Source organism: Pseudomonadota bacterium (genome assembly GCA_041395565.1).
Lineage (GTDB): Bacteria > Pseudomonadota > Gammaproteobacteria > UBA9214 > UBA9214 > UBA9214.
In genome coordinates this window covers 259,953-279,872 of the sequence record JAWLAI010000004.1, presented here as the reverse complement: position 1 = coordinate 279,872, position 19,920 = coordinate 259,953, and the positions used below count along the sequence as shown (strand labels likewise).

Annotated in this window: 19 protein-coding genes and 1 pseudogene; 8 read left to right on the top strand and 12 right to left on the bottom strand. The window is 66.1% G+C overall.

Features of this window, described 5'->3' with window-relative positions; genetic code table 11:
- Positions 1-16: 16 nt before the first annotated feature.
- Positions 17-739, bottom strand: coding sequence for a protein-L-isoaspartate(D-aspartate) O-methyltransferase (locus R3F42_07215; GenBank protein ID MEZ5541816.1), 723 nt, complete (start codon positions 737-739; stop codon positions 17-19).
- A gap of 133 nt (positions 740-872) precedes the next feature.
- Here R3F42_07215 and R3F42_07210 point away from each other — a divergent pair, with 133 nt between their 5' ends.
- Positions 873-2,687, top strand: a complete 1,815-nt coding sequence (locus R3F42_07210) for a lipase maturation factor family protein (GenBank protein ID MEZ5541815.1) — start codon at positions 873-875, stop codon at positions 2,685-2,687.
- Between the two features lie 20 nt (positions 2,688-2,707).
- On the opposite strand, the gene R3F42_07205 is transcribed toward R3F42_07210, so the two are convergent.
- Positions 2,708-4,174: a RimK family protein gene (locus tag R3F42_07205; GenBank protein ID MEZ5541814.1), complete on the bottom strand. Its 1,467-nt coding sequence runs from the start codon at positions 4,172-4,174 to the stop codon at positions 2,708-2,710.
- Positions 4,175-4,333: 159 nt separating this feature from the next.
- On the opposite strand from R3F42_07205, the gene R3F42_07200 reads away from it, so the two are divergent.
- The 4 genes from R3F42_07200 to R3F42_07185 all read left to right on the top strand — a co-directional run bounded on the left by R3F42_07200 (position 4,334) and on the right by R3F42_07185 (position 8,279).
- The gene (locus R3F42_07200) at positions 4,334-5,434 is read left to right on the top strand and encodes a DUF2817 domain-containing protein (GenBank protein MEZ5541813.1); all 1,101 of its coding nucleotides are present in this window, start codon (positions 4,334-4,336) and stop codon (positions 5,432-5,434) included.
- The gene (locus R3F42_07195; protein ID MEZ5541812.1) at positions 5,431-6,552 is read left to right on the top strand and encodes a GNAT family N-acetyltransferase/peptidase C39 family protein; all 1,122 of its coding nucleotides are present in this window, start codon (positions 5,431-5,433) and stop codon (positions 6,550-6,552) included. Before R3F42_07200 ends, R3F42_07195 begins: the two co-directional genes overlap by 4 nt.
- 180 nt (positions 6,553-6,732) lie before the next feature.
- The gene (locus tag R3F42_07190) at positions 6,733-8,025 is read left to right on the top strand and encodes a citrate synthase (protein ID MEZ5541811.1); all 1,293 of its coding nucleotides are present in this window, start codon (positions 6,733-6,735) and stop codon (positions 8,023-8,025) included.
- A gap of 11 nt (positions 8,026-8,036) precedes the next feature.
- Complete coding sequence (locus R3F42_07185; protein MEZ5541810.1) at positions 8,037-8,279, top strand: hypothetical protein; 243 nt, start codon at positions 8,037-8,039, stop codon at positions 8,277-8,279.
- 40 nt (positions 8,280-8,319) lie between these two features.
- On the opposite strand, the gene R3F42_07180 is transcribed toward R3F42_07185, so the two are convergent.
- From R3F42_07180 to R3F42_07170, 3 genes are read right to left on the bottom strand one after another with little or no spacing between them, the layout of a single operon-like run.
- Positions 8,320-8,949: an SET domain-containing protein gene (locus R3F42_07180; GenBank protein MEZ5541809.1), complete on the bottom strand. Its 630-nt coding sequence runs from the start codon at positions 8,947-8,949 to the stop codon at positions 8,320-8,322.
- 45 nt (positions 8,950-8,994) lie between these two features.
- Entirely contained in the window at positions 8,995-9,297 is a 303-nt protein-coding gene (locus R3F42_07175; GenBank protein MEZ5541808.1) for a hypothetical protein, read from the bottom strand.
- Positions 9,284-9,652, bottom strand: a complete 369-nt coding sequence (locus R3F42_07170) for a hypothetical protein (protein MEZ5541807.1) — start codon at positions 9,650-9,652, stop codon at positions 9,284-9,286. The genes R3F42_07175 and R3F42_07170 overlap by 14 nt, the downstream gene beginning before the upstream one ends.
- A 220-nt stretch (positions 9,653-9,872) precedes the next feature.
- Here R3F42_07170 and R3F42_07165 point away from each other — a divergent pair, with 220 nt between their 5' ends.
- Entirely contained in the window at positions 9,873-10,706 is an 834-nt protein-coding gene (locus R3F42_07165) for a LysR family transcriptional regulator (protein MEZ5541806.1), read from the top strand.
- Positions 10,707-10,764: 58 nt separating this feature from the next.
- Here R3F42_07165 and R3F42_07160 read toward each other — a convergent pair whose 3' ends face one another.
- The 4 genes from R3F42_07160 to R3F42_07145 form a co-directional block, all read right to left on the bottom strand.
- Complete coding sequence (locus tag R3F42_07160; GenBank protein MEZ5541805.1) at positions 10,765-11,562, bottom strand: protein phosphatase 2C domain-containing protein; 798 nt, start codon at positions 11,560-11,562, stop codon at positions 10,765-10,767.
- Positions 11,559-12,308 carry a protein kinase gene (locus R3F42_07155; protein ID MEZ5541804.1) on the bottom strand — a complete coding sequence of 250 codons (750 nt, stop codon included), beginning with the start codon at positions 12,306-12,308 and terminating at the stop codon, positions 11,559-11,561. The genes R3F42_07160 and R3F42_07155 overlap by 4 nt, the downstream gene beginning before the upstream one ends.
- Before the next feature lie 155 nt (positions 12,309-12,463).
- Entirely contained in the window at positions 12,464-14,494 is a 2,031-nt protein-coding gene (locus R3F42_07150; GenBank protein MEZ5541803.1) for a transglycosylase SLT domain-containing protein, read from the bottom strand.
- Positions 14,495-14,700: 206 nt separating this feature from the next.
- Entirely contained in the window at positions 14,701-15,498 is a 798-nt protein-coding gene (locus R3F42_07145) for an inositol monophosphatase family protein (GenBank protein ID MEZ5541802.1), read from the bottom strand.
- A gap of 90 nt (positions 15,499-15,588) precedes the next feature.
- On the opposite strand from R3F42_07145, the gene R3F42_07140 reads away from it, so the two are divergent.
- Complete coding sequence (locus R3F42_07140) at positions 15,589-16,779, top strand: sugar dehydrogenase (GenBank protein MEZ5541801.1); 1,191 nt, start codon at positions 15,589-15,591, stop codon at positions 16,777-16,779.
- 30 nt (positions 16,780-16,809) lie between these two features.
- Here the strand turns inward: R3F42_07140 and R3F42_07135 are convergent, their stop codons facing one another.
- From R3F42_07135 to R3F42_07125, 3 genes are all read right to left on the bottom strand, one after another.
- Positions 16,810-17,352: a hypothetical protein gene (locus R3F42_07135; protein ID MEZ5541800.1), complete on the bottom strand. Its 543-nt coding sequence runs from the start codon at positions 17,350-17,352 to the stop codon at positions 16,810-16,812.
- An 11-nt stretch (positions 17,353-17,363) separates the two neighbouring features.
- On the bottom strand, positions 17,364-17,969 hold the full coding sequence (locus R3F42_07130; protein ID MEZ5541799.1) for a hypothetical protein: 606 nt from the start codon (positions 17,967-17,969) through the stop codon (positions 17,364-17,366).
- A gap of 63 nt (positions 17,970-18,032) precedes the next feature.
- Positions 18,033-18,689 carry a DUF2799 domain-containing protein gene (locus tag R3F42_07125; GenBank protein MEZ5541798.1) on the bottom strand — a complete coding sequence of 219 codons (657 nt, stop codon included), beginning with the start codon at positions 18,687-18,689 and terminating at the stop codon, positions 18,033-18,035.
- A gap of 135 nt (positions 18,690-18,824) precedes the next feature.
- On the opposite strand from R3F42_07125, the pseudogene R3F42_07120 reads away from it, so the two are divergent.
- Positions 18,825-19,828 (top strand): annotated as a pseudogene (locus R3F42_07120) (zinc-binding dehydrogenase).
- Positions 19,829-19,920: the final 92 nt, after the last annotated feature.

Here is a 19,920-nt window from a genome sequence, read left to right as displayed (position 1 = left end):
CGGGTGCGGCACGGGTTCAGTGTCCCCCGGTCAGCGGCACGAAAGCCACGGGCAGCAGCTGCCGGGTCGACACCGCGTCGGCGGCGCTCTTTTCCACCAGCAGCAGCTCCTGCACCAGGAAGCGCGAGCCGACCGGAATGAGCATGCGTCCGCCGGGTTTGAGCTGTCGGATCAGCGGTGGCGGTACGTGACTTGCCGCGGCCGTGACGATGATGGCATCGAATGGCGCATGTGCCTCCCAGCCGTAATACCCGTCGCCGACGCGAACCTCGACATTGTCGTATCCCAGTTGCGCCAGCGTCGCTTGCGCCCGCTCACCCAGCTGCGGCACGATCTCGATGCTGTAGACATGCGCCACCAGCCCGGACAGCACGGCCGCCTGGTAGCCCGAGCCGGTGCCGACCTCCAGCACCGCCGCATCCGGACCGACCCCGAGCAGATCGGTCATGAGCGCGACCATGTAGGGCTGGGAGATGGTCTGGCCGTAACCGATCGACACCGGCCGGTTGTCGTAGGCATGCGCCTGCTCGTCCGCCGGAATGAAGGCGTGTCGCGGCACCGTGCGCATGGCCTCCAGCACCGGCCCGGACAGTCGTTCCTTGCCGAGATACTCCGCCGTCTCCGCCACCATGGTTTCGATCTGCTCCACCATGGCGGCACGCGCCGCCGCCCGTTCCGGCACGGCCGCCGTGGCGGCGCCGGCATACAGCAGCAACAGCAGCAGCATTCGTGTCATCATCTCCCACTCCCCGCGCGCGACGGTGCGGACACCATCCCGGGCGCCGCCGCCGTCATATGATACCCCCCTGCACGCGCATCTCCGCTGACAAGCGTCAGTTAAACCCGCAGCGGGAACGACTATAATCCGCCCCATGTCCCGCATTGACCGGCCACTGCTGGTTTACGATGGCGACTGCGATTTCTGCAGTGGCCAGGTCCGCTACTGGCAACGCCTCACCGGCGCTGCGGTCGATTACGCACCCTACCAGCAGGTCGCGGCGGACCACCCGCAGATTCCGCGCGAGGCATTCGTCCGCAGTATCCAACTGCTGCTGCCGGACGGCACCCGCCACAGCGGCGCCGCGGCCGTCTTCCGGGTGCTGGCTGCGGGCGGGCGGCCGGGCTGGTTGCGCACCTGCCGCCTGGTGCCGGGCTGCGCGGGCCTGGCGGAGATCCTGTACCGTTTCACCGCCCGCCATCGCACGGCTGCCGGGCGCCTGTCACGCCTGCTGTGGGGCCGCGAACGCTATCCGGAGGAGTACGGCGCGGTCAGCTGGCTGTTCCTGCGCCTGCTCGGACTGGTGTATCTGGCGGCCTTCGTCTCGTTCGGGGTTCAGGCACTGGGACTGATCGGCAGCCAGGGCATCCTGCCGCTGGCGGACTACCTGCAGGACACGTCCGCGCAGCAGGGTACCCAGGCCTGGTGGCTGTTCCCCAGCGTGTTCTGGCTCGACGACAGCGATATGGCGATCCGGCTCGCGTGCGGTGCCGGCGTGGCCGGCGCGCTGCTGCTGACCCTCAATATCCTCACCCGCGCGATGCTGCCGCTGCTGTTCCTGCTGTACCTGTCCCTGGTCTACGCCGGCCAGGTGTTCATGAATTTCCAGTGGGATTTCCTGTTACTGGAGACGGGGTTCCTAGCCATCTTCCTGCCCTGGGGATCGTCCATCGTCATCTGGCTGCTGCACTGGGTACTGTTCCGCCTGCGTTTCCTGTCCGGCGCCTACAAGCTGCTGAGCGGCGACGAGTCGTGGTCCGGTTTCACCGCGCTCCGGCATTATTTCGAGACCCAGCCGCTGCCACAGGCAGGTGCCTGGTATGCACACCAGCTGCCGGACGCGGTGCTGCGCGCGGGGGTCGGCTTCACCTTCTTCGCCGAGCTGGTGGTGCCGTTCCTGGTTTTCCTGCCGCGCCGGCCGCGCCTGTTCGCCGCCTGGGTGACCATCCTGATGCAGGTGCTGATCATGCTGACCAGCAACCACAATTTCTTCAACCTGCTCACCATCCTGCTGTGCCTGCTGCTGTTCGACGACCGCGCGCTGCGCGGCCTGCGCCTGCCGCGACTGCAGCTGCGCCCCGGCCGTCTCGCGACGCTGTCCGCAGGCATCCTGGCCACGCTGATCGTGACGTCCACGCTCAGCATGATGTGGTCCACCTTCACGCGGGGTCCACTGCCGGCTTTCAACGAACCGGTGACGCGGCTGCTGGTGCAATGGCACGTGGTCAACAATTACCACGTTTTCCCCAACCTGACGACGAAGCGGCCGGAACTCGTGATCGAGGGTTCGGATGACGGCCGCACCTGGCTGGCCTACGGATTCCGCTACAAACCGGGCGATCTGGCCGCGCGACCGCGCTGCAACATACCGCACCAGCCGCGGCTGGACTGGATGATGTGGTTCGCCGCGATCGGCCGGCCGAACACGCGCACGACCTACTGGCTTCCGGATTTCGTGACACGCCTGCTGGAGGGCTCGCCGGCCGTGCTGGGGCTGCTTGCGCGCAACCCGTTCCCGGACCATCCCCCGCGACTGGTCCGCGCCCGCCTCGAGGACTACCGTTTCACCACACCCGCCGAGCGCGCCGCGACGGGCAACTGGTGGTCCAGCAAGCCGCTCGGCATCTACCTGCCGCCGCTATCGCTGGACATGCTCCGGCCCGCACCGGGATACGGGGATCCGCACTGATAACCGGGCGCGCGCCATGATCAGACACCGCGCTCCTCGATCCGGCGCAGGAATTCGCCCATGATCAGGCGATAGAGCTCGTCACCCAGGTACTTGTCCTCGACCCCGCGATCGACATTGGGATTGTCGTTGACTTCTATGACGTAGCCCTTGCCGTCCTTCTCCTTGACGTCGACACCGTACAGGCTGTCTCCGATAGGCTGCGTCGCAGCAAGCGCCGAGCGCAGCACGTCGCGCGGCACCTCGAAGGTCGGCAGGGTATCGAAACCGCCGCTGGCGGTGCGGTCGGCCCCGTGGCGATAGATTTGCCAGTGCTTCTTCACCATGTAGTAGCGGCAGGCGTACAGCGGCTTGTTGTTCAGGATACCGATGCGCCAGTCGAAGTCGGTATAGAAGAACTCCTGCGCCAGCAGCAGGGCCGACTTCTTGAACAGATCCTTCAGGCTGGCCTTGAGCTCCTCGGCATTCTCGACCTTGACCACCCCGCGCGAGAACGACCCGTCGGGTATCTTCAGCACGATCGGATAGCCGAACTCGGTCTCCAGTTTCTCGACCAGGCCCTCGCTGCCCTTGTGCAGGATACGGCTGCGCGGCGCCGGCACCTTGCGGGTGCGGAACAGGTCGGCGAGATAGACCTTGTTGGTACAACGCAGGATGGACTCGGGATCGTCGATCACCACCAGCCCCTCGGCGGCGGCCTTGCGCGCGAAGCGGTAGCTCGCGTGATCGATCGCGGTGGTCTCGCGGATGAACAGCGCATCGTATTCCGTCAGCCGCGTGTAGTCGCGGTGCTGGATCAGCTCGACGTCTATACCCAGTTCACGCCCGGCGCGGATGAACTGCTTCAGCGCCGGACCGTCGCTGGGAGGCATTTTCTCCTCCGGGTTCACCAGGATCGCCATGTCGTAGCGATAGCGCTTGCGCTTGCGCGTCCCGCGCCAGACCTGGCGGCTGTAATGGTCGAGCGCCTCCGCGAACGCGGTCTGGGCGTCGTCGTCCAGATCGCGCGGCGACACGGCCTTGAGTGAGATCACCTCCCACTGACGCCGGTACTCGAGTTCGGCCTCCAGCACCGGGCAGGGAAACAGGTCGAACAGCTTGCGCGCCAGGTCGCGATAGGCCGGCTCGGGCGTGGTGCCGAAATGACTTCTGAAGCGCAACGGCGCGGTACGGTCGTGGTCGGCGAGGCTGCGATCCAGCGCCGCGCCCAGCTCGCCGAGCTGGAGCTGGTACAGCTCGCGCCTGCCGAGATCGTTGATGACCTGCAGCGACGGGATAACGTGATGGCCACGTGCCTCGGCCAGCAGCGAGCAGTAGTAGCCGTCGCCGAGGTAGCGGTATCCCTTGCACAGGTTGATGATGCGCACCCGCTGCGGGGTATCGAAGCGCCCGCCATCCAGGTAGGCCTTGAAACTCAGGACCTGCTCGCTGGGGTAGAACGGCGCCCAGTCCTCCAGATTATCGACGACGACGAGAGTCTGTGACATCTGCTGCGGCGGGATCTCACTGAAGTTAGCAGGGACTTGCGATTGTGTACGCAGACGGCACACGGCTTCAAGCGCAAATTCGCCCTGCCGCCGCAAATATTTTGCTTGCAACCGCCGTGCCCGGGACTATGCTGCGCGGTGAATTTCCGGTGCAAGCGCATGACCTCGACAACACCTGGCAACGAACTCCCCCTGGCCGTCTTCCCGGACAGCTACCTGCAGGCCTGCCGGTTGTGGGAGGCGCACGTCACCGGCTGCGGACTGCCCGCCAAGCTGCGCACCTGGCCGGTCGCCGGCCATACCCCGGAGGGCACGGCGCTGGCCACGCACAGCGCGTGGCTGGGAACGGCAGACGCGGATCGGGTGCTCGTCCTCATCAGCGGGACCCACGGTATCGAGGGGTTTGCCGGCAGCGCAGTGCTCTGCGACCTGCTGGCCCGCCTGCCCTGGCAATTGCCCGCCGGCCTGGCCATCCTGTGCATACACGCCCTCAATCCCTGGGGCTATGCCTGGCACCGGCGCTGCGACGCCGAGGGCATCGACCTGAACCGCAATTTCATCGACTTCAGCCTGCCGCTGCCGGACAATCCGGGCTACCGCGCGCTGCGCGCGGCATTGTTCGACGACAATCGCGAACGGCGCAGGCGCGCGCTGGATGCCTACCGCGCGGCGCACGGCCAGACCGCGTACGAGATCGCGGTCAGCGGCGGCCAGTACAGTGACCCGCTGGGGCCGTTCTACGGCGGCACACAGCCGGCGCAAGGCCGCCGCACCGTCGAGGCGATCATGGCGGAATACCGCCTGGCGCAGCGCCGGCTCGCCGTGATCGATGTCCATACCGGCCTGGGCGCCTACGGCGTGGGCGAGATCATCTGCGACCACGCGCCCGGCAGCGACGGCGCACGCACCGCTGCCGCCTGGTACGGTCCGGAATGCACCCTGCCCGCACTCGGCACATCCAGCTCGGTACCCAAACTCGGCCTGCTCGACTACGCCTGGCATGCGATAATGCCCCCGGGCAGTTGTTTTATCACGCTGGAATTCGGCACCCAGTCTACCGGCGAGCTGTTCGACGTGCTGCTGGCCGATCACCGCTTCCGTGCCTTGCATGGCAGCGAACCCGCGGCAGACCCGGATTATCTGGCACTGGTGGCCGCACTGCGCGCGCATTTCTGCCCGGAGGATGACGACTGGCGCCGCGCGGTACTTGCGCGCGCCCGTTGGGTGATCGACCGCGCACTGGAGGGATTGCAGTCATGACCGACGACGGAATCACCTTGCGCGAGGCCAAGCCAGACGACCTCGATGCCCTGATTGCACTGGAGACGGCGGCCTTCAGTACCGACCGGCTGAGCCGGCGCAGCTTCCGGCACTGGATCAACAACACCGACAGCCGCGCCTTCCTGGTCGCGTCCGCGGACGGCGCACTGGCCGGCTATATCCTGGTCATCTACCACGCCGGCACCCGTCTCGCGCGGCTGTACTCGATTGCCACCGACCCACGCTTCCGCGGCCGCGGCATCGCGCGCCGCCTGATCGAGGCCGGCGAGCAGGCCGCCAGCGACAACGAGCGTTTCATCATGCGCCTGGAGGTCGGCGCGGAGAACCGCAATGCCATACGGCTGTACGAATCGCTCGGCTATACCCGCTTCGGCGTCTATCACGACTACTATGACGACCACAGCGACGCCCTGCGCATGCAAAAGCGCATCCACCAGTACCGCGTGCGAGAACAGCACATGGAGATGCCGTGGATTCGCCAGAGCACGCCGTTCACCTGCGGCCCGGCGGCGCTGATGATGGCCATGAGCGGCGTCGACGCTGGCTACGTGCCATCGCCGCACGAGGAGTTGCAGATCTGGCGCGAGGCGACCACCATTTTCATGACCTCCGGCCATGGCGGCTGTCATCCGCTGGGACTCGCGCTGGCAGCGCAGCAGCGCGGGTTCAATGCCGAGGTCTGGATCAACACGCGCAAGCCGCTGTTCGTCGACAGTGTGCGCGATCCCAACAAGAAGCACATCATCGAACTGGTGCACAAGGACTACCTGGGGCAGGCGAAGGCCACCGGGCTCCGGATCCACTTCGCCGACATCAAGCAAAACCAGCTGACCGACGCCCTCCATCACAAGGCGATACCGCTGGTCATGATCAGCACCTGGCGCCTGGAAGGCAAGAAGGCGCCGCACTGGGTGACCGTCAGTGGCTACGACAGCGATTGCCTCTATGTGCACGACCCCGATCCGGAGGAAATCAGTCAGAGCGCGCTCGACTGCCAGTACCTGCCGATCGCACGCGAGGATTTCGCACGCATCTCCCTGTTCGGCCAGCAGCGCCTGCGTACCGCTGTCATCATATCGCGCAAGCCCGCCGCCTGATGCCGTAATCTGGTGCACGGCAGCCGGCGCGCTATTCACCCGCGCCAACGCAGCTGCCCGCCAGGTCTTGTCGCCACCCCGCTCCGGGCGGCGCAGCTTCCCTGCCGGCGCGGAAAAGGGTATGGTTTTCGAACCGAATGGCGGGGCCACACCTGCCGCAGGGAACCAGCGGAGAGATACATGTCCAGTGACAAGGCCGAGCTGATCTACGACGGCAAGACGTACGAATTGCCCATCCTCACGGGCACCGAGGGCGAGCGCGCCATCGACATCACCCATCTGCGCAGCAACGCCGGACTGATCGCCTACGACCCGGCCTTCGGCAATACGGCCAGCTGCGCCAGCGATATCACCTATATCGACGGCGACAAGGGCATCCTGCGCTACCGCGGCATCCCGCTGGAAGCCTTCGCGGAACACCCGAACTTCGTCGAGGTCGCCTGGCTGCTGATCTTCGGCCACCTGCCGAACCAGGCCGAGTACGAACGTTTCAGCCGCCAGCTCACCGAGAACGCCAATCTCGACGAGGACATGAAACATCATTTTGCCGGTTTTCCGCGCTCGGCACCGCCGATGGCGATCCTCTCGGCGATGATATCGACCCTGTCCTGCTTCCATCCGCAGCTGCTCGACCTGCACACGCCCGACCAGTTCGAGCAGGCCGCCGCGCGCCTGATCAGCAAGATCCGGACCCTCGCGGCCTACACCTACCGGCGCTCGCACGGCAAGCCGTACATCTACCCCGACCCCAAGCTGCCCTACGTCACCAACTTCCTGCACATGATGTTCTCGGAGATCTACAACCCGTACATGTGCGAGCCGGAGGTGCGCAGCGCGCTCAACCTGGTGCTGATCCTGCACGCCGACCATGAACAGAACTGCAGCACCTCGACCGTGCGCATGGTCGGATCCAGCCGCGCCAACCTGTTCGCCTCCTGCGCCGCCGGCGTGTCCGCGCTGTGGGGCCCGCTGCACGGCGGCGCCAACGTCAAGGTCATCGAGATGCTGGAATCCATCCACCGCGGCAAGCAGACAGCGAAGGAGTACATCGAGGCCGCCAAGGACAAGTCGAGCGATGTCAAGCTGATGGGCTTCGGTCACCGCATCTACAAGAATTTCGATCCGCGCGCCACCATGCTGCGCAAGGTCAGCGAACAGCTGTTCGCCAAGCTCGGCGTGTCCGATCCGCTGCTGGAGATCGCGCGCAACCTGGAAGACATCGCGCTCAACGACGAATACTTCCTGGAACGCAAGCTCTACCCCAACGTCGATTTCTACAGCGGCATCATCCTGCGCGCCATCGGCATCCCGACCAATATGTTCACCGTGCTGTTCGCCATCGGCCGCCTGCCCGGCTGGATCGCGCACTGGCACGAGCAGAACAGCGATCCGAAGATGCGCATCGCGCGGCCGCGCCAGATCTACACCGGCAATACGCTGTTGGACTACGTGCCGATGGAAAACCGCATCTGAGGAAACGCGCCATGAACCAGCAAGATCCCAAACCGGCGAACCTGATGGTCCTGTCCGCGCACGATCCGGAACGCATCCGTCTGGTGCGCGTCCCGGCCGACTACGAACCGCACGAAGCTTACCGTCACGTCACCGCGCTCATTGCCGCCGTCGAGGAGGACGACCCGGATTACGACTGGTCCGATATCGAGGCACTGCTGGAGGACAACGGCTTCAGCAGCGTGGATTTCATACTCGGGCCGGCCCTCGACTGACACGCGCTGCCGGCGCGCCGGCAGCGCAGCTTGCCGCGGCTCACGCCAGGCAGGCAGCCGCATCCCCCAGCAGCGCAGCCGTAGCCGGCTGCCATTGCAGGCACGACACCGAGCGGTACGGCCCCTTGCCGGACAGATATTCCTGCACCGCCTTGCGGGTTCTCCGGTCGACCAGGTGCCAGAGCGGTTGCTCGACCTGCTCCAGCCGGACCAGCGCCGCGATCACCCAGCGATCCCAGACGGGCACCAGTTGCACGGGATCGTCCGGTAGCAGCAGCTTGCGGCACTTGCGGCAACCGCAATCCACCGCCATCGGCGCCTGCAGGTTGAACAAGCCGTAGTCGTCGGTGATTTCCTCGCCCGCCTCGATATCGCGGATGGCGATTTCGAAACCGTAACCCGTGCTGAGGGTGTTGCAATCGCAACGGTGGTTTACGTACTTGGCATGATCCCAGCTGACGATGCGCCGGCCGCGCTGGTCGATATAGGAATACTTGTCGACGATCTGCCGATGCACTGCGTCGAGCCGCTCGAACTGGCGTGGCGTCAACTCGATCTCGAGGTCGTCCTTGACGTAGGTCACCGTGCCGCAGGGTATGAGGCGGGTAGCGAACACGCCATGGCCGATGCCGGCGCTGACCAGACGCAGCTCGGTATGCGGATGGATCACAGCTACTGGCCCGGGCCTGCGCGCCGCCGCAGCACGCTGCGGCAGCTACAGGTCGAACACATCACTCAGCGCCTGTTGCAGTGCGCGGTCCTCGCGCAGCATCTCGATGCGGCGCCGGGCCTCGGACTCGTTGCTGCGGGTTGCCGCGGGCCGACCGAGCAGGCCGTCGATGTCCGGGATCAGGTCGATTTCATCGCCACCCTCCTCCCAGTCGGCCTGATTGCCGTCCTGTTCGGTGTCCTTGCGGGCCTTGTTGTCGGCGCCGGCGGACTCGGCGCCGCGACCGGCGTCGGACTTGGCCCGGCGCCCCGGGGCGGCGGCGCGTGCGGTTGACTTAGTACGTGACATAGGCACCTTCCGACACGGCCCCCGCGGGCTGTTCGAAATCGGTCACGGGATCGTTCAGCTGCGCGTCCGGCAGCAGGCCGCTCTGATCGTCCGGCGGGACGGTTTCCGGCATCGCCTCGACCGGCATCTCCCCGACCGGCATGGCATCCTCAGCGGGAGCGGATTCCAGCGTGCCGCCCCGGGACAGGATGCAGCCGGCGATATACTCCGATGCCTGCTCGGGCGGAATGCCATAATCCTGTACCTCCTGGCGGCATTCTGCCGTAGGATCGGCCAGGGCCACTGCCGCACAGGCCAGCAGCATGCCGGCCAGCAGGCCGCGCGTCGCCCGCAGCGTGCAAACGTCATGATTCATGGGGTGATGTTCTCCAGGCGGCCAGGCGCCCTCCGGTTGTCAAACGGATCACACGGCGCGCGGCAGCGCCGCGCCGGCACCATGCCGGGCCGGTGCGATACGGGTCGGTCGGTTTGCGATTTTCACGCATCATTAGCATTGGCTTATAGAATGCATGGACACACTCAGCAAACGAAAATTTATTGCCATCACGATCAAAATCATTTATCGATAAACCGGTATGGACATCGAACTGCTGCGGACCTTCCTGGAAGTCGCGCGTACCCGCCATTTCGGCAAGGCCGCCGCCGAGCTCTGCGTCACGCAGTCGGCCGTGAGCGCCCGGATCCGGCAACTGGAACACACCATCGGGGTCGCACTGTTCACGCGCAGCCGCAACAACATTCAGCTGACGCCGGAAGGCCGGCAACTGCACAAGCACGCGGAAACCATCGTCCAGGTCTGGGCCCGGGCGCGCCAGGACACCGGCCTCGGCGCGGAATTCAGTCGCGGGCTGGCCGTCGGCGCCTTGCTCGACCTGTGGGAGACACTGCTCGACGGCTGGCTGCAGCGGCTGCGCCTGCACATGCCGGACACGGCCCTGCTGGTGGAGTCGGGTAGCACGGACCTGCTGCTGCGCAAGCTGCTGGACGGGGTGATCGACCTTGCCGTGCTGTTCGAGCCGCCGCAGGCGCCGGAACTGGAAATCCGTGAACTGGGGGTTATCAACCTGGTGCTGGTGGCGACGCGGCGCGGTCTGCGGGTCGATGAAGCCTGCCGTTCCGGCTATATCCTGGTCGACTGGGGTACGGCGTTCGCACGCAACCACGCCCGCCTGTTTCCCGACCTGCCGGCGCCCGCCCTGCACATGAGCCTGGGGATGCTGGCCCGGCGCTTTCTCGACCACAACGAGGGTGCTGCCTACCTTCCCGACCGGATGCTCTCGCCCGCGCATGGCAGCCGGCGGCTGTACCGTGTCAAATCGGCCCCGCAGATCGAGCGCCCGGTGTTCGCCGTCTACCGGACCGCTTCGGACCGCAAGGACACGATCCGCGAGGCGCTGGCGCAGCTATAGGTAGCTGCACTCGGGCCGCGTCCGGATCCCGGCGCGTACAGGGAAGAGAATCGCGGCTCTAGCTGCGCCGGAACAGGATGAAGGCGAGGTCGTCCGGCTTGTGCGGACGCTCGCTGCCGGCGCGCTGCATGCGCTCACGCGCGCTGGCCAGCAGCCGTTGCGCTGCCTGCACGAGCGGGCCGGCGCGGACCAGCTCGATGATCTCGCTGACGAAGAGGTTGTCGAATAGACCGTCGCTGCCGACCACGACGGTATCGTAGCGGGCCAGCTGTACCAATGGCCCGATCTCCAGCCGCATGTCGGTCATGCCCACCATGTTGGATACCAGATGGCGCTCGGCATGGAACATGGCGGCATCCGCGTCCAGCATGCCGGATGCCTCGGCATAGCCAACCGGCGAATGCGGCACCGACTGGTATTTCAGCTTGCCGCGCTGGCCGCAGACCATGATCATGGAATCCCCTGCGTGATAGGCACGCACCGTGTCGTTGGCGATACTCACCACGGCAAGCGTCGTCCCGCCACCCTGCGCCTGCGCGAGCACGGCGGCATTGGCAGCCTCGATGCCGGTCAGCACCGCCTCGCGCTGGGCATCGCCGGACTGGCCGGCAACGCTGTCGGTCAGCTGCTGCAATGCGACGGCCGCCGCCAGGTCGCCCGCGGGCAGACCGCCCAGGCCGTCGGCGACCGCGACGACCGCGCTGTTGGCATCGCCCGGGATCAGGGCCACGCCATCCTCGTTCTCGGTGTCGCGCCCCGGGCGCCGTTCGGTGAACACGCAGACCTGGCCGTCCGCGAGCGGCATCAGCAGTGGCTCGGCCATGTCCTGGCCGAGGAACAGCCTGGGTGCCGTCATGTGCGGCTCCACTGCATGTTTTCCAGGTATTCGCGCAACTGGCCAGCGCTGCGGAATTTCTTCAGGATCAGGCTGCGCTTGAGGCCGCAGCAGATCGCCTTGATCTCGGTCGGCTGCTTGCTGTAGTGCCGCTGCCCGCCGATGGCCTCGTACAGCAGCTTGACCAGGTCCACCACGTCGTCGTGGATGTTCTCGGGCTTGGGTCTGCCCCAGTGGAAGAAATCCAGCAGTTTCAGGTCGAAACCCAGACCGTAGCGTTGCACCATGACGTTGTCACTGTGCAGGTCGCCGTGATATTCCCTCATCTGGTGGATGCACTCGATGCCGGCGGCGAGCGCATGCAGCAGGTGCAGTGCCGGGAAGGCTGACAACCGCTTGCCGGGCTGGCGCGCGAGAAACTCCGAAAGCAGCTCACCCTCGACGAAATCAGACACCAGCAGCGTGATCGGCTGGCGCTGGTACATGATGATCTCGTGGGTGTGGTACTGGATGGCGATCGGGCAGTGACGCAGCTTGTGAAGTTTGCAGGCATAGAAATTAACGATCTTGTCGTCGGGGTTGCGCTGCGGATAGAACAATTTCACCGCGCGATCGATGCTGGTGCGCTGCTCGCGCACCAGGTACACCTCGCCTTCCCAGCCGCGGCCGAGCAGCTTGACGACTTCGTACTTGCGCGCCAGCACCCGCCCGGGCTGGATATCGAACCGATCGATAACCTGTCTGCGCTGTGGTCGCCTCTCCGCCATGCGGCTGGAACCTTTCTCCTGATCCCCACGGCCACGACCGTGTGGCGGTCATGGGTGTGGGCACAATGTACGGGCATCGTCCGCCCCGGCTGCTGGCTAGGATACCCCCGCATGGCATCCGAAGCCAGCGCGACGCACTGGCTTCGGGCATGGCATCAACCGCCCTCGTAGCGCGAGGTATTGAACTTGCGTTCCAGCAGTCGATAGACCTCGGCGACCGTACGCAGACTGCGGTTGCTGCGCTGGAAGATGCCGCGGTTGCGGCGTGCCGGCCCCGGGAAGATTTCACCGGCGATACCGTCCGGGTTGGTGGACAGGGCATCGAGGAAAGACAGGGCACCGCTCATGCCGAAGAAGTGGGTCAGGTACAGATCGGCACGCCTGGGTTCCCGCTCCAGCTTGCCGGATAGCTTGCGCATGCCGTCGCGCACCTTCTCTGCCGTCATCAAGGCGGACAGCCCGGGATTGAACCGCAGGTCGAGCACCTGTTGGCGCAGCGTGGGGTCACTGACTTGCGGCTGCCGCTTGCCGGACTCGTCGACGCTGTATTCCACCAGCCTGGCATAGCGTCCAAGACCATAACTGTCGCCGTGCTGCTTGATCGCCTCCAGCCAGGTTTCCTCCTTGAACTGATACAGCCCGGCGGCGGAGGTCGTGGGGGCCTGGGCGCGCGGATTGAAACTGCTCTCCACCGCCGCGAGCTCCATCAGATAGGGAAACTCCACGCCGGTACGCAGACTGCCGAGCCGGATCGCCGCGGTCACCGCGCTGTCGATGCCGTACTTCTCGGCATCGGCCCGCGCCACGTCGGCGTGATACTGCAGGCTGGCCTCGATCTCCTGCATCGATGCCTCCGCACTCTCCGGCAGATACAGCGTCCGATACCAGCTCAGGGCCTGGCCGGTCCGGGCACCGCGCACGCCGTCGACACCGGCCGGCCCGATATCGAAGCCCAGCACCTGCAGGTTTGCCTGCACCTGCCTGACCTGCGTGCCCGGCATCACGTCGAGCTGAACATGGTCGTCGGATTCCTCCGGCTCGGGTACGGGCGCTGCCTGCGGTGCCGGCTCCTCGACTGTCAGACCATCGACCAGCCGCGTCAGCGTCGTGAGCAGTTCCTCATGCGTGCGGAAATGTGTCTGCATCATGGACTGCAGACCGTCGATACTGGCGCTGACCCGGGCCAGATCCAGCTGCGGCTCACGGCTCTCCCGCAGCACGAGCGCAGTGGCCAGCGCCCCGGACAGGAACAGCAGGCAGGCCAGCAGCACCATCTGCCACAGCGAAGGTCGCGCAACCGTCTGGACCGATTTGACCAGCACCTGGCTGGCATCGCTGAAATTGCGCGTCATCTCGGACTGCATGCTGAGCAGGCTCTGCTGCTCCGATTGCAGGCTGGCAAAGGCCGCCCGTGCCACGGACAATTCCGACTCATGGCGGTCGTGGGTCCGCTCGAGCTGGGACTCGAGCAGTTGCAGGCGCTGCTCGGTTGTCTGCTCGCGTTCCCGCGACTGCCGCAGCTCGGCATCCAGCAGCTGTGCCTGCTGGCGTGCGCTGTTGCGGTCCGCTTCGAGCTGGACCAGCCGCGCCTGCAGCGCATTGATCTGCTCGGTATCCGCGTTGTGACTGCGCGCGAATTCCGCACGCAGCTCCGCCAACGACTGTTCGAGGCCCTGCGCCTGCGCTTGCGCGTTGTCACGGTCCGACTCGATCCGGGTCAGCTGCGACTGCAATGTGGTAATCTGCGCGCTATCCGCGCTGTGGGTGCGCGCAAACTCGGTGCGCAGTTCATCCAACGCCTGCTCGAGTTCCGTCGACTGCGCACGCGCGCTGTCACGGTCCGTCTCGATCTGCACCAGCTGCGACTGCAGCGCGGCGATCTGCTTGTTGTCGCTGTTGTGGGTACGCTCGAATTCGCTGCGCACTTCCTCGAGCGATTGTTCCAGGGTGAGCGCCTGTGCACGAGCGGCGTTGCGGTCGTATTCGATATCGCCGAGCTGGGTCTGCAGCAGCGTAATCTGCTGCAGGTCGGCAGCGTGTGCACGCGTGAGTTCGTCGCGAACCCGCTCCAGCGTGGCGTTCACGCTCGCATGCTCCGCGCGCAGGCGTTCGATTTCCTGTTCCAGTGCGCGTGTGCGCGGCAGCTTGTACTGCCGGAGCGATTGCAGGGCCGTCTTCCAGTCCATCTTGTTATTCTTGCGTTACCGCGTCACTGCCGGACGCGGGGGGGTTACCGTCACTACCCTGATACCGGGACGCAAATATTCTCGTACACCAAGGCCGCCCCGGTCTATCCGACGAAGGTGCTACGGCGGCCAGGATCTTCCAGGCCGTCGAGAAAGTCGCCGCAACATAATGAAATAAAAGGAACACGGCCGAGAGGCCGTGCAGTTCACTGCGCCGGTACGCCCAGCCAGTCGGACCAGGCCGCAAACAGCGGCGCGCTCACGGCAGCCACCGAGGAACGCGGGGTGAGCGCCTGGGTGAACACCGGCTCGCCCTGCAGGGTGCAGGCAGCGCCGCCGGCGCGGGTGAAGATGAACTGCCCGGCGGCATAATCCCAGATGCTGGAGCGACCGTGCAGGTACAGGTGCCCGCGTCCGGCGGCCAGCCAGCACCAGTCCAGCGCCACCGAACCGAAGCTGCGCTGCGAGGCATAGGGCGCAGCCTTGATCAGCCGTTCGCGCAGCGGCAGAGCCAGCCGCTTGAAGTCCACCAGCGCCGTGGCCTGCGCCAGCGGCAGACCGGGATCCGCCACGTGCAGCGCCACACCATTCAGCCGGGCGCCATGCACCGGATCGGCATCGAAGCATTCGTCACGCAGCGGGTCGTAGACCAGGCCCAGCTGCACCGTCCCGCCTTGCAGCAGGGACAGGGACACGCAGAAATAGGGAATGCCGCAGGCGAAATTGCTGGTGCCGTCGAGTGGGTCGAGACACCACACCGGCTGTTGCGAAGCGATCACGACCTGCTGCTCGGCCGGCGTCATCTCCTCCCCGAGAAACACGGTGTCCGGCCAACGCGCCCGCAGCCGTTCGGCCACGCGTGCCTGCAGCGCCAGGTCCGCCTCGGTCAGCACGCTGCCATCGGCCTTGCGTGCGCGCGTCACCGCCGCGAAGCGCGGCAACAGTTCCTCGCGCGCGGCCGTGATGATGATCTCATGCAGTGCGGCGCGTGGATCGTCGGGCATGCCGGACCTCCTCCGGATAATTGCGGACGCTATGATAGCCATACCCGCCCGGCCCTGTAAAAACCGCGCCGGGCCGGCTACCCTGTAGGCATGCTCCGCAACCTGCTGCTGACGGCCCTCTTGTTCTGCTGCTGCAGCGCGGCGGCGGTCACACCCGGTTACCACGACCAGGTGCTGACGGTCCGCGGCGAGGACTGGATCATGCGGTTGCCCGACGGCATGCAACTGGAATTGCTGACCGACCGGCTCGACGCACCGCGCATGCTGACCTTCCTGCCCAACGGCGACCTGCTGGCCGGTTCCCGCAGCGGCAACATCTACCGGCTGCCACCGCCCTACCGCGAACCCGAGGTCCTGCTGCAGCTCGGGGATTATCCGCACAGCGTCGCCTGGCGTGACGGCGAACTGCTCATCGCGCAGACGGACGGCCTGTACCGCGCGCCCTACCGCCCCGGGCAGGCACGCATCGCACCCGGATCGGTGACCCGGCTCATCGCCCTGCCCGGCGGCGGCGGTCACAACAGCCGCACCGTCGCCATCGGCCCGGACGGCCGCGTTTACCTGTCGCTCGGCATCAGCGGCAACTGCTCCGACCAGTACCTGGGCACGGACTATCCGTTCCAGGACCGGCGCGGCGGCGTGCTGGTGCTGGATGAAGGCGGCCCCGCACCCGCCTGGCAGACGTTCGCCTCGGGACTGCGCAATCCGGTCGGGTTCGACTGGCAGCCGCAGACCGGCGCACTGTACGCGAGTAACAACGGGCCGGACCATCTCGGCTTCGAGCAACCGCCGGAGGTGTTCGCCGGACTGAGCGCCGGTTCCTTCCACGGCATGCCGTGGTTCCAGTTTGACGGCCGCAAGCTGCAGCGCGACCGCTGCATCGGGAGCGACCCGCCCCGCGCAGAGTCCGAGGTACGCCTGCCGCGCGCCACCTTCCCCGCCCGCAGCGCACCGCTCGGCGTCGCGTTCGTGCCGGCAGGGGCCCTGGGGGGGAAAGAACACGGCAATGCCCTGGTCGCGCTGCACGGTTCCTGGGCCACGCGCCCCGGCGGCGGCGCCTTCGGCAGCAAGGCCACGCGCCGGCCCCCGGCACTGCAGATGGTGCGGTTCAGCGCGGGCGAGGTAGCGGACGTGGTCGACTTCGTGACCGGGTTCCAGCGTCCGGACGGGACGCGGCTGGCACGACCTGCCGGCCTGGCATTCGGTCCGGATGGCGCACTATATTTCACCAGCGATGCAGAGCTGGAGGGACTGTTCCGCCTGCGACCGCGCACACCGTGACGCCGGCGGCGCACGCCACGGCCGACCGGTCTACCAGGGCATCATCTTGTTCATGAACGACATGGGTCCGGACATCTGCTGCATGCCGCCGCCGATCTGCCGGACATTGCCGGTCAGCCCGTACACCTGGCCGTCGATGACGCCCATGGCGGCGTTGACCTGCTGCAACTCCACGCTCAGGTCCGTAACCGTGCCGGCGATGCCGGACAGCGCGGCCGTGATGCGGACCACCTCCGTTGTCACCGCGCCCATGTCGGTATCGATACCGTCCAGGCTCTGGATGCGTTCCCCGATATGCGCGACCGAGCCGGTCACGCGATTCAGGCTGGTGGTGACCTGGCCGAACCGGTGTGCCATCACGTCCACCATCACCAGGCTCTCGTGCAGACCGGTGGAAAGCTGGTAGAGGTAATAACAGTTGGCCGTCACCACCGCCAGCAGCAGCGCTAGCGTGCCGCGCACGATGCGTGAGGTCATGCGCTGCTTGTCGATCTCGTCGCGATAAACGCATGACAGCTCGCCTTCCATCTCGCCCAGGAAGCGTGTGAGTTCGTCGAGTATCTGCTGGCGCATGCGCAAAACGTTCAGGGCAGAAAGCCGAACATGCCGGCCGGACGGGCCAGCTCGGTGACGGAATGCCCCATGTCGCCGACCGCCACGCCCATCACTCCCATGCTGCGTGTCACGCTGAACAGCTGCGCGTTGATCACGGCCATCTGCCGCCCGATGGCCTCCATCCTGGCATCGAGTCCGTCCATGCCGTCCGCGATCAGCGCAGTCTGTTCATTCATCGTGTGCATGTAGCCGCTGATCGAATCGAAGCGCTGCATGCGGGTATCGATCGCGGCAATGGTCGCCTCGATCTGCACCATATCGCCGGCCACCGTCTGCACGTGCGTCGCGAGCTGCCGGCTGCTGTCGACCGCGTGCTCCACCTGCACCACCAGGGTGATGAGCAGCACGAACAGGGCGATGCCGACTGCGGCAAACACCGCCATCCCGCCACGCACGGTGACACGCACCCGCCGCGAGAGATGCAGATACATCTCGCTGCGATAGGTCATGATCTGCTCGAACGACTCCAGCGCGCGTTGCAGCTGTTCATCGGTGAGCATGCGGCGATTGGCTTCCGCCAGCGCAGCCTGCGCGGCCGCCAGCGGCGAGAGAGGTTTGCGGTGTCCAGCGTCCATGCCGTACCGGGGTGGGCAATCAGCGCGTCATGACAGGCGTGGACCGGTCACGGCAGCACGCGACTAGGGCGCACTGGAACTGACCAGGCTGTCGAGATAGGCCTGCTGCACATGCAGGTCGTGCTCGAGGTCGTCGAGTTCCACGCTCAGGGAGCCGATCTGCTCATCGATCTCGTGAATCTCGTACAGCAGCAGCACCCGCCGCTCCTTGGTGACTCCGTCCTGCACCAGTTCGGTGAGCTTGTGACGCTTGTCATCCTGCAGGTGGTCGATCTGATGCCCGCGACGCTCGATCTGGGCACGGGTATCCTTCACCTGGGAACGCGCCAGGTAAATTGCCCGCCCTTCATCGTAGGCGGGTTGCAGGTCCGCGCGTTCCGCCTCGGGACAGACCGCCGGGTAGGCACTGCCCGCGCGCCCGAGGCGGAAGGCGGTGCTGGCCGTGCAGTATTCGCGCAGCCCCTGGGCACGACCTGCCTGCCAGTCATCCAGATCGGGCACGACACCGTGTTTCGCACAATCCTCCCGATAGGTCCCTATGATGCCGGCCGGTTTACCCTGGACACCGTCCTGGTAGCCGATCAGGCGCCAATCGGCGACCCGGCACTCATCGCGGTCGAGGGTGGCGCAGCCCTGCAGGACCAGCATCAGCAACGTGCCGGCGCAGGTCAACGGCAGCCGCATGCGCAGCGGCAACAGTATCAGTGTCTTCAGCTTCATCTGGGCCCCCGCCAGCCGGTCTGGTTCCGGAATTCCGTTATCTGTCGGGTATTAACGGCAGCCGGCATCGGTTCCTTACCTGTCGCTGCGCGGCAGGCCGTACCCGGACAACCGCGCCCGTGTTATAAATCTGCCATGAAGGCAATGCACATGATCCGGCCCGGACCGGCAAGCGAGGTCCTGCGCTGCGTCGACATTCCGGAACCTGCCCTCGGCTCGGCCACCGCCATCAAGGTGCGGCTCCGGGCGGCCGGCATCAATCCGATCGATACCAAGCTGCGCGCCCGCGGTGTGTTCTACCCGGATGCCTATCCCGCGATTCTCGGCTGCGACGGTGCCGGCACTGTGATCGAATGCGGGCAGGCGGTGACCCGCTTCAGGCCCGGCGACGCGGTCTGGTTCTGTCATGGCGGCCTCGGTGGTGTACCGGGCAATTACGCCGAGGTCACGGTGCTGGAGGAGCACGCAGCCGAACACATGCCCACCGGCCTGGACTTCGCCGCCGCCGCCGCCCTGCCCCTGGCTGCGATCACGGCCTGGGAGGCACTGTTCGATCGCGCCGGCCTCGCGGCAGGACAGACGGTGCTGATCCATGCCGGTGCCGGCGGCGTGGGCCATCTGCCATCCAACTGGCCAGCCAGGTCGGCGCGCGTGTTGCCACCACCGTCAGCAGCACGGAGAAGGCGGCCTTCGTCAGGATGCTAGGCGCCGACCATGTCATTCACTACCCCGAGTGCGATTTCGTGCAGGCCGCACTGGACTGGACCGGCGATCGCGGCGTTGATGTGGTGCTCGACACCCTGGGCGGCGATATCTTCCGCCGCAGCCTCGCCGCCGCGGCTGTCTACGGCCGGGTCGTGACCCTGCTCGAACCGGACAAGGACGTGGACTGGAAGGAGGCGCGCAACCGTAACCTGTCCATCAGTTTCACGTTGATGCTCACGCCCATGCTGCGCGATGATCTCCGCGCAGCACGCCAGCACCAAGGAGAAATCCTGCGTCGCTGCGCGGCCCTGGTCGAAGCCGGGACGCTCAAGCCGCTGGTCTCCAGGGTATTCCCGCTCCAGGAAGCCGCGGCCGCCCATGCGCTGATCGAAACCGGCCACGTGCAGGGCAAGCTCGTGCTGACGATGGACTGAATCGCCCGACCGCACCGCAGGGCCGCCGCGCGCGACGCCGCCGAATCGCGCAGACCCTGACTAGAACCTATCTCAATATTGGAAAATCCTGC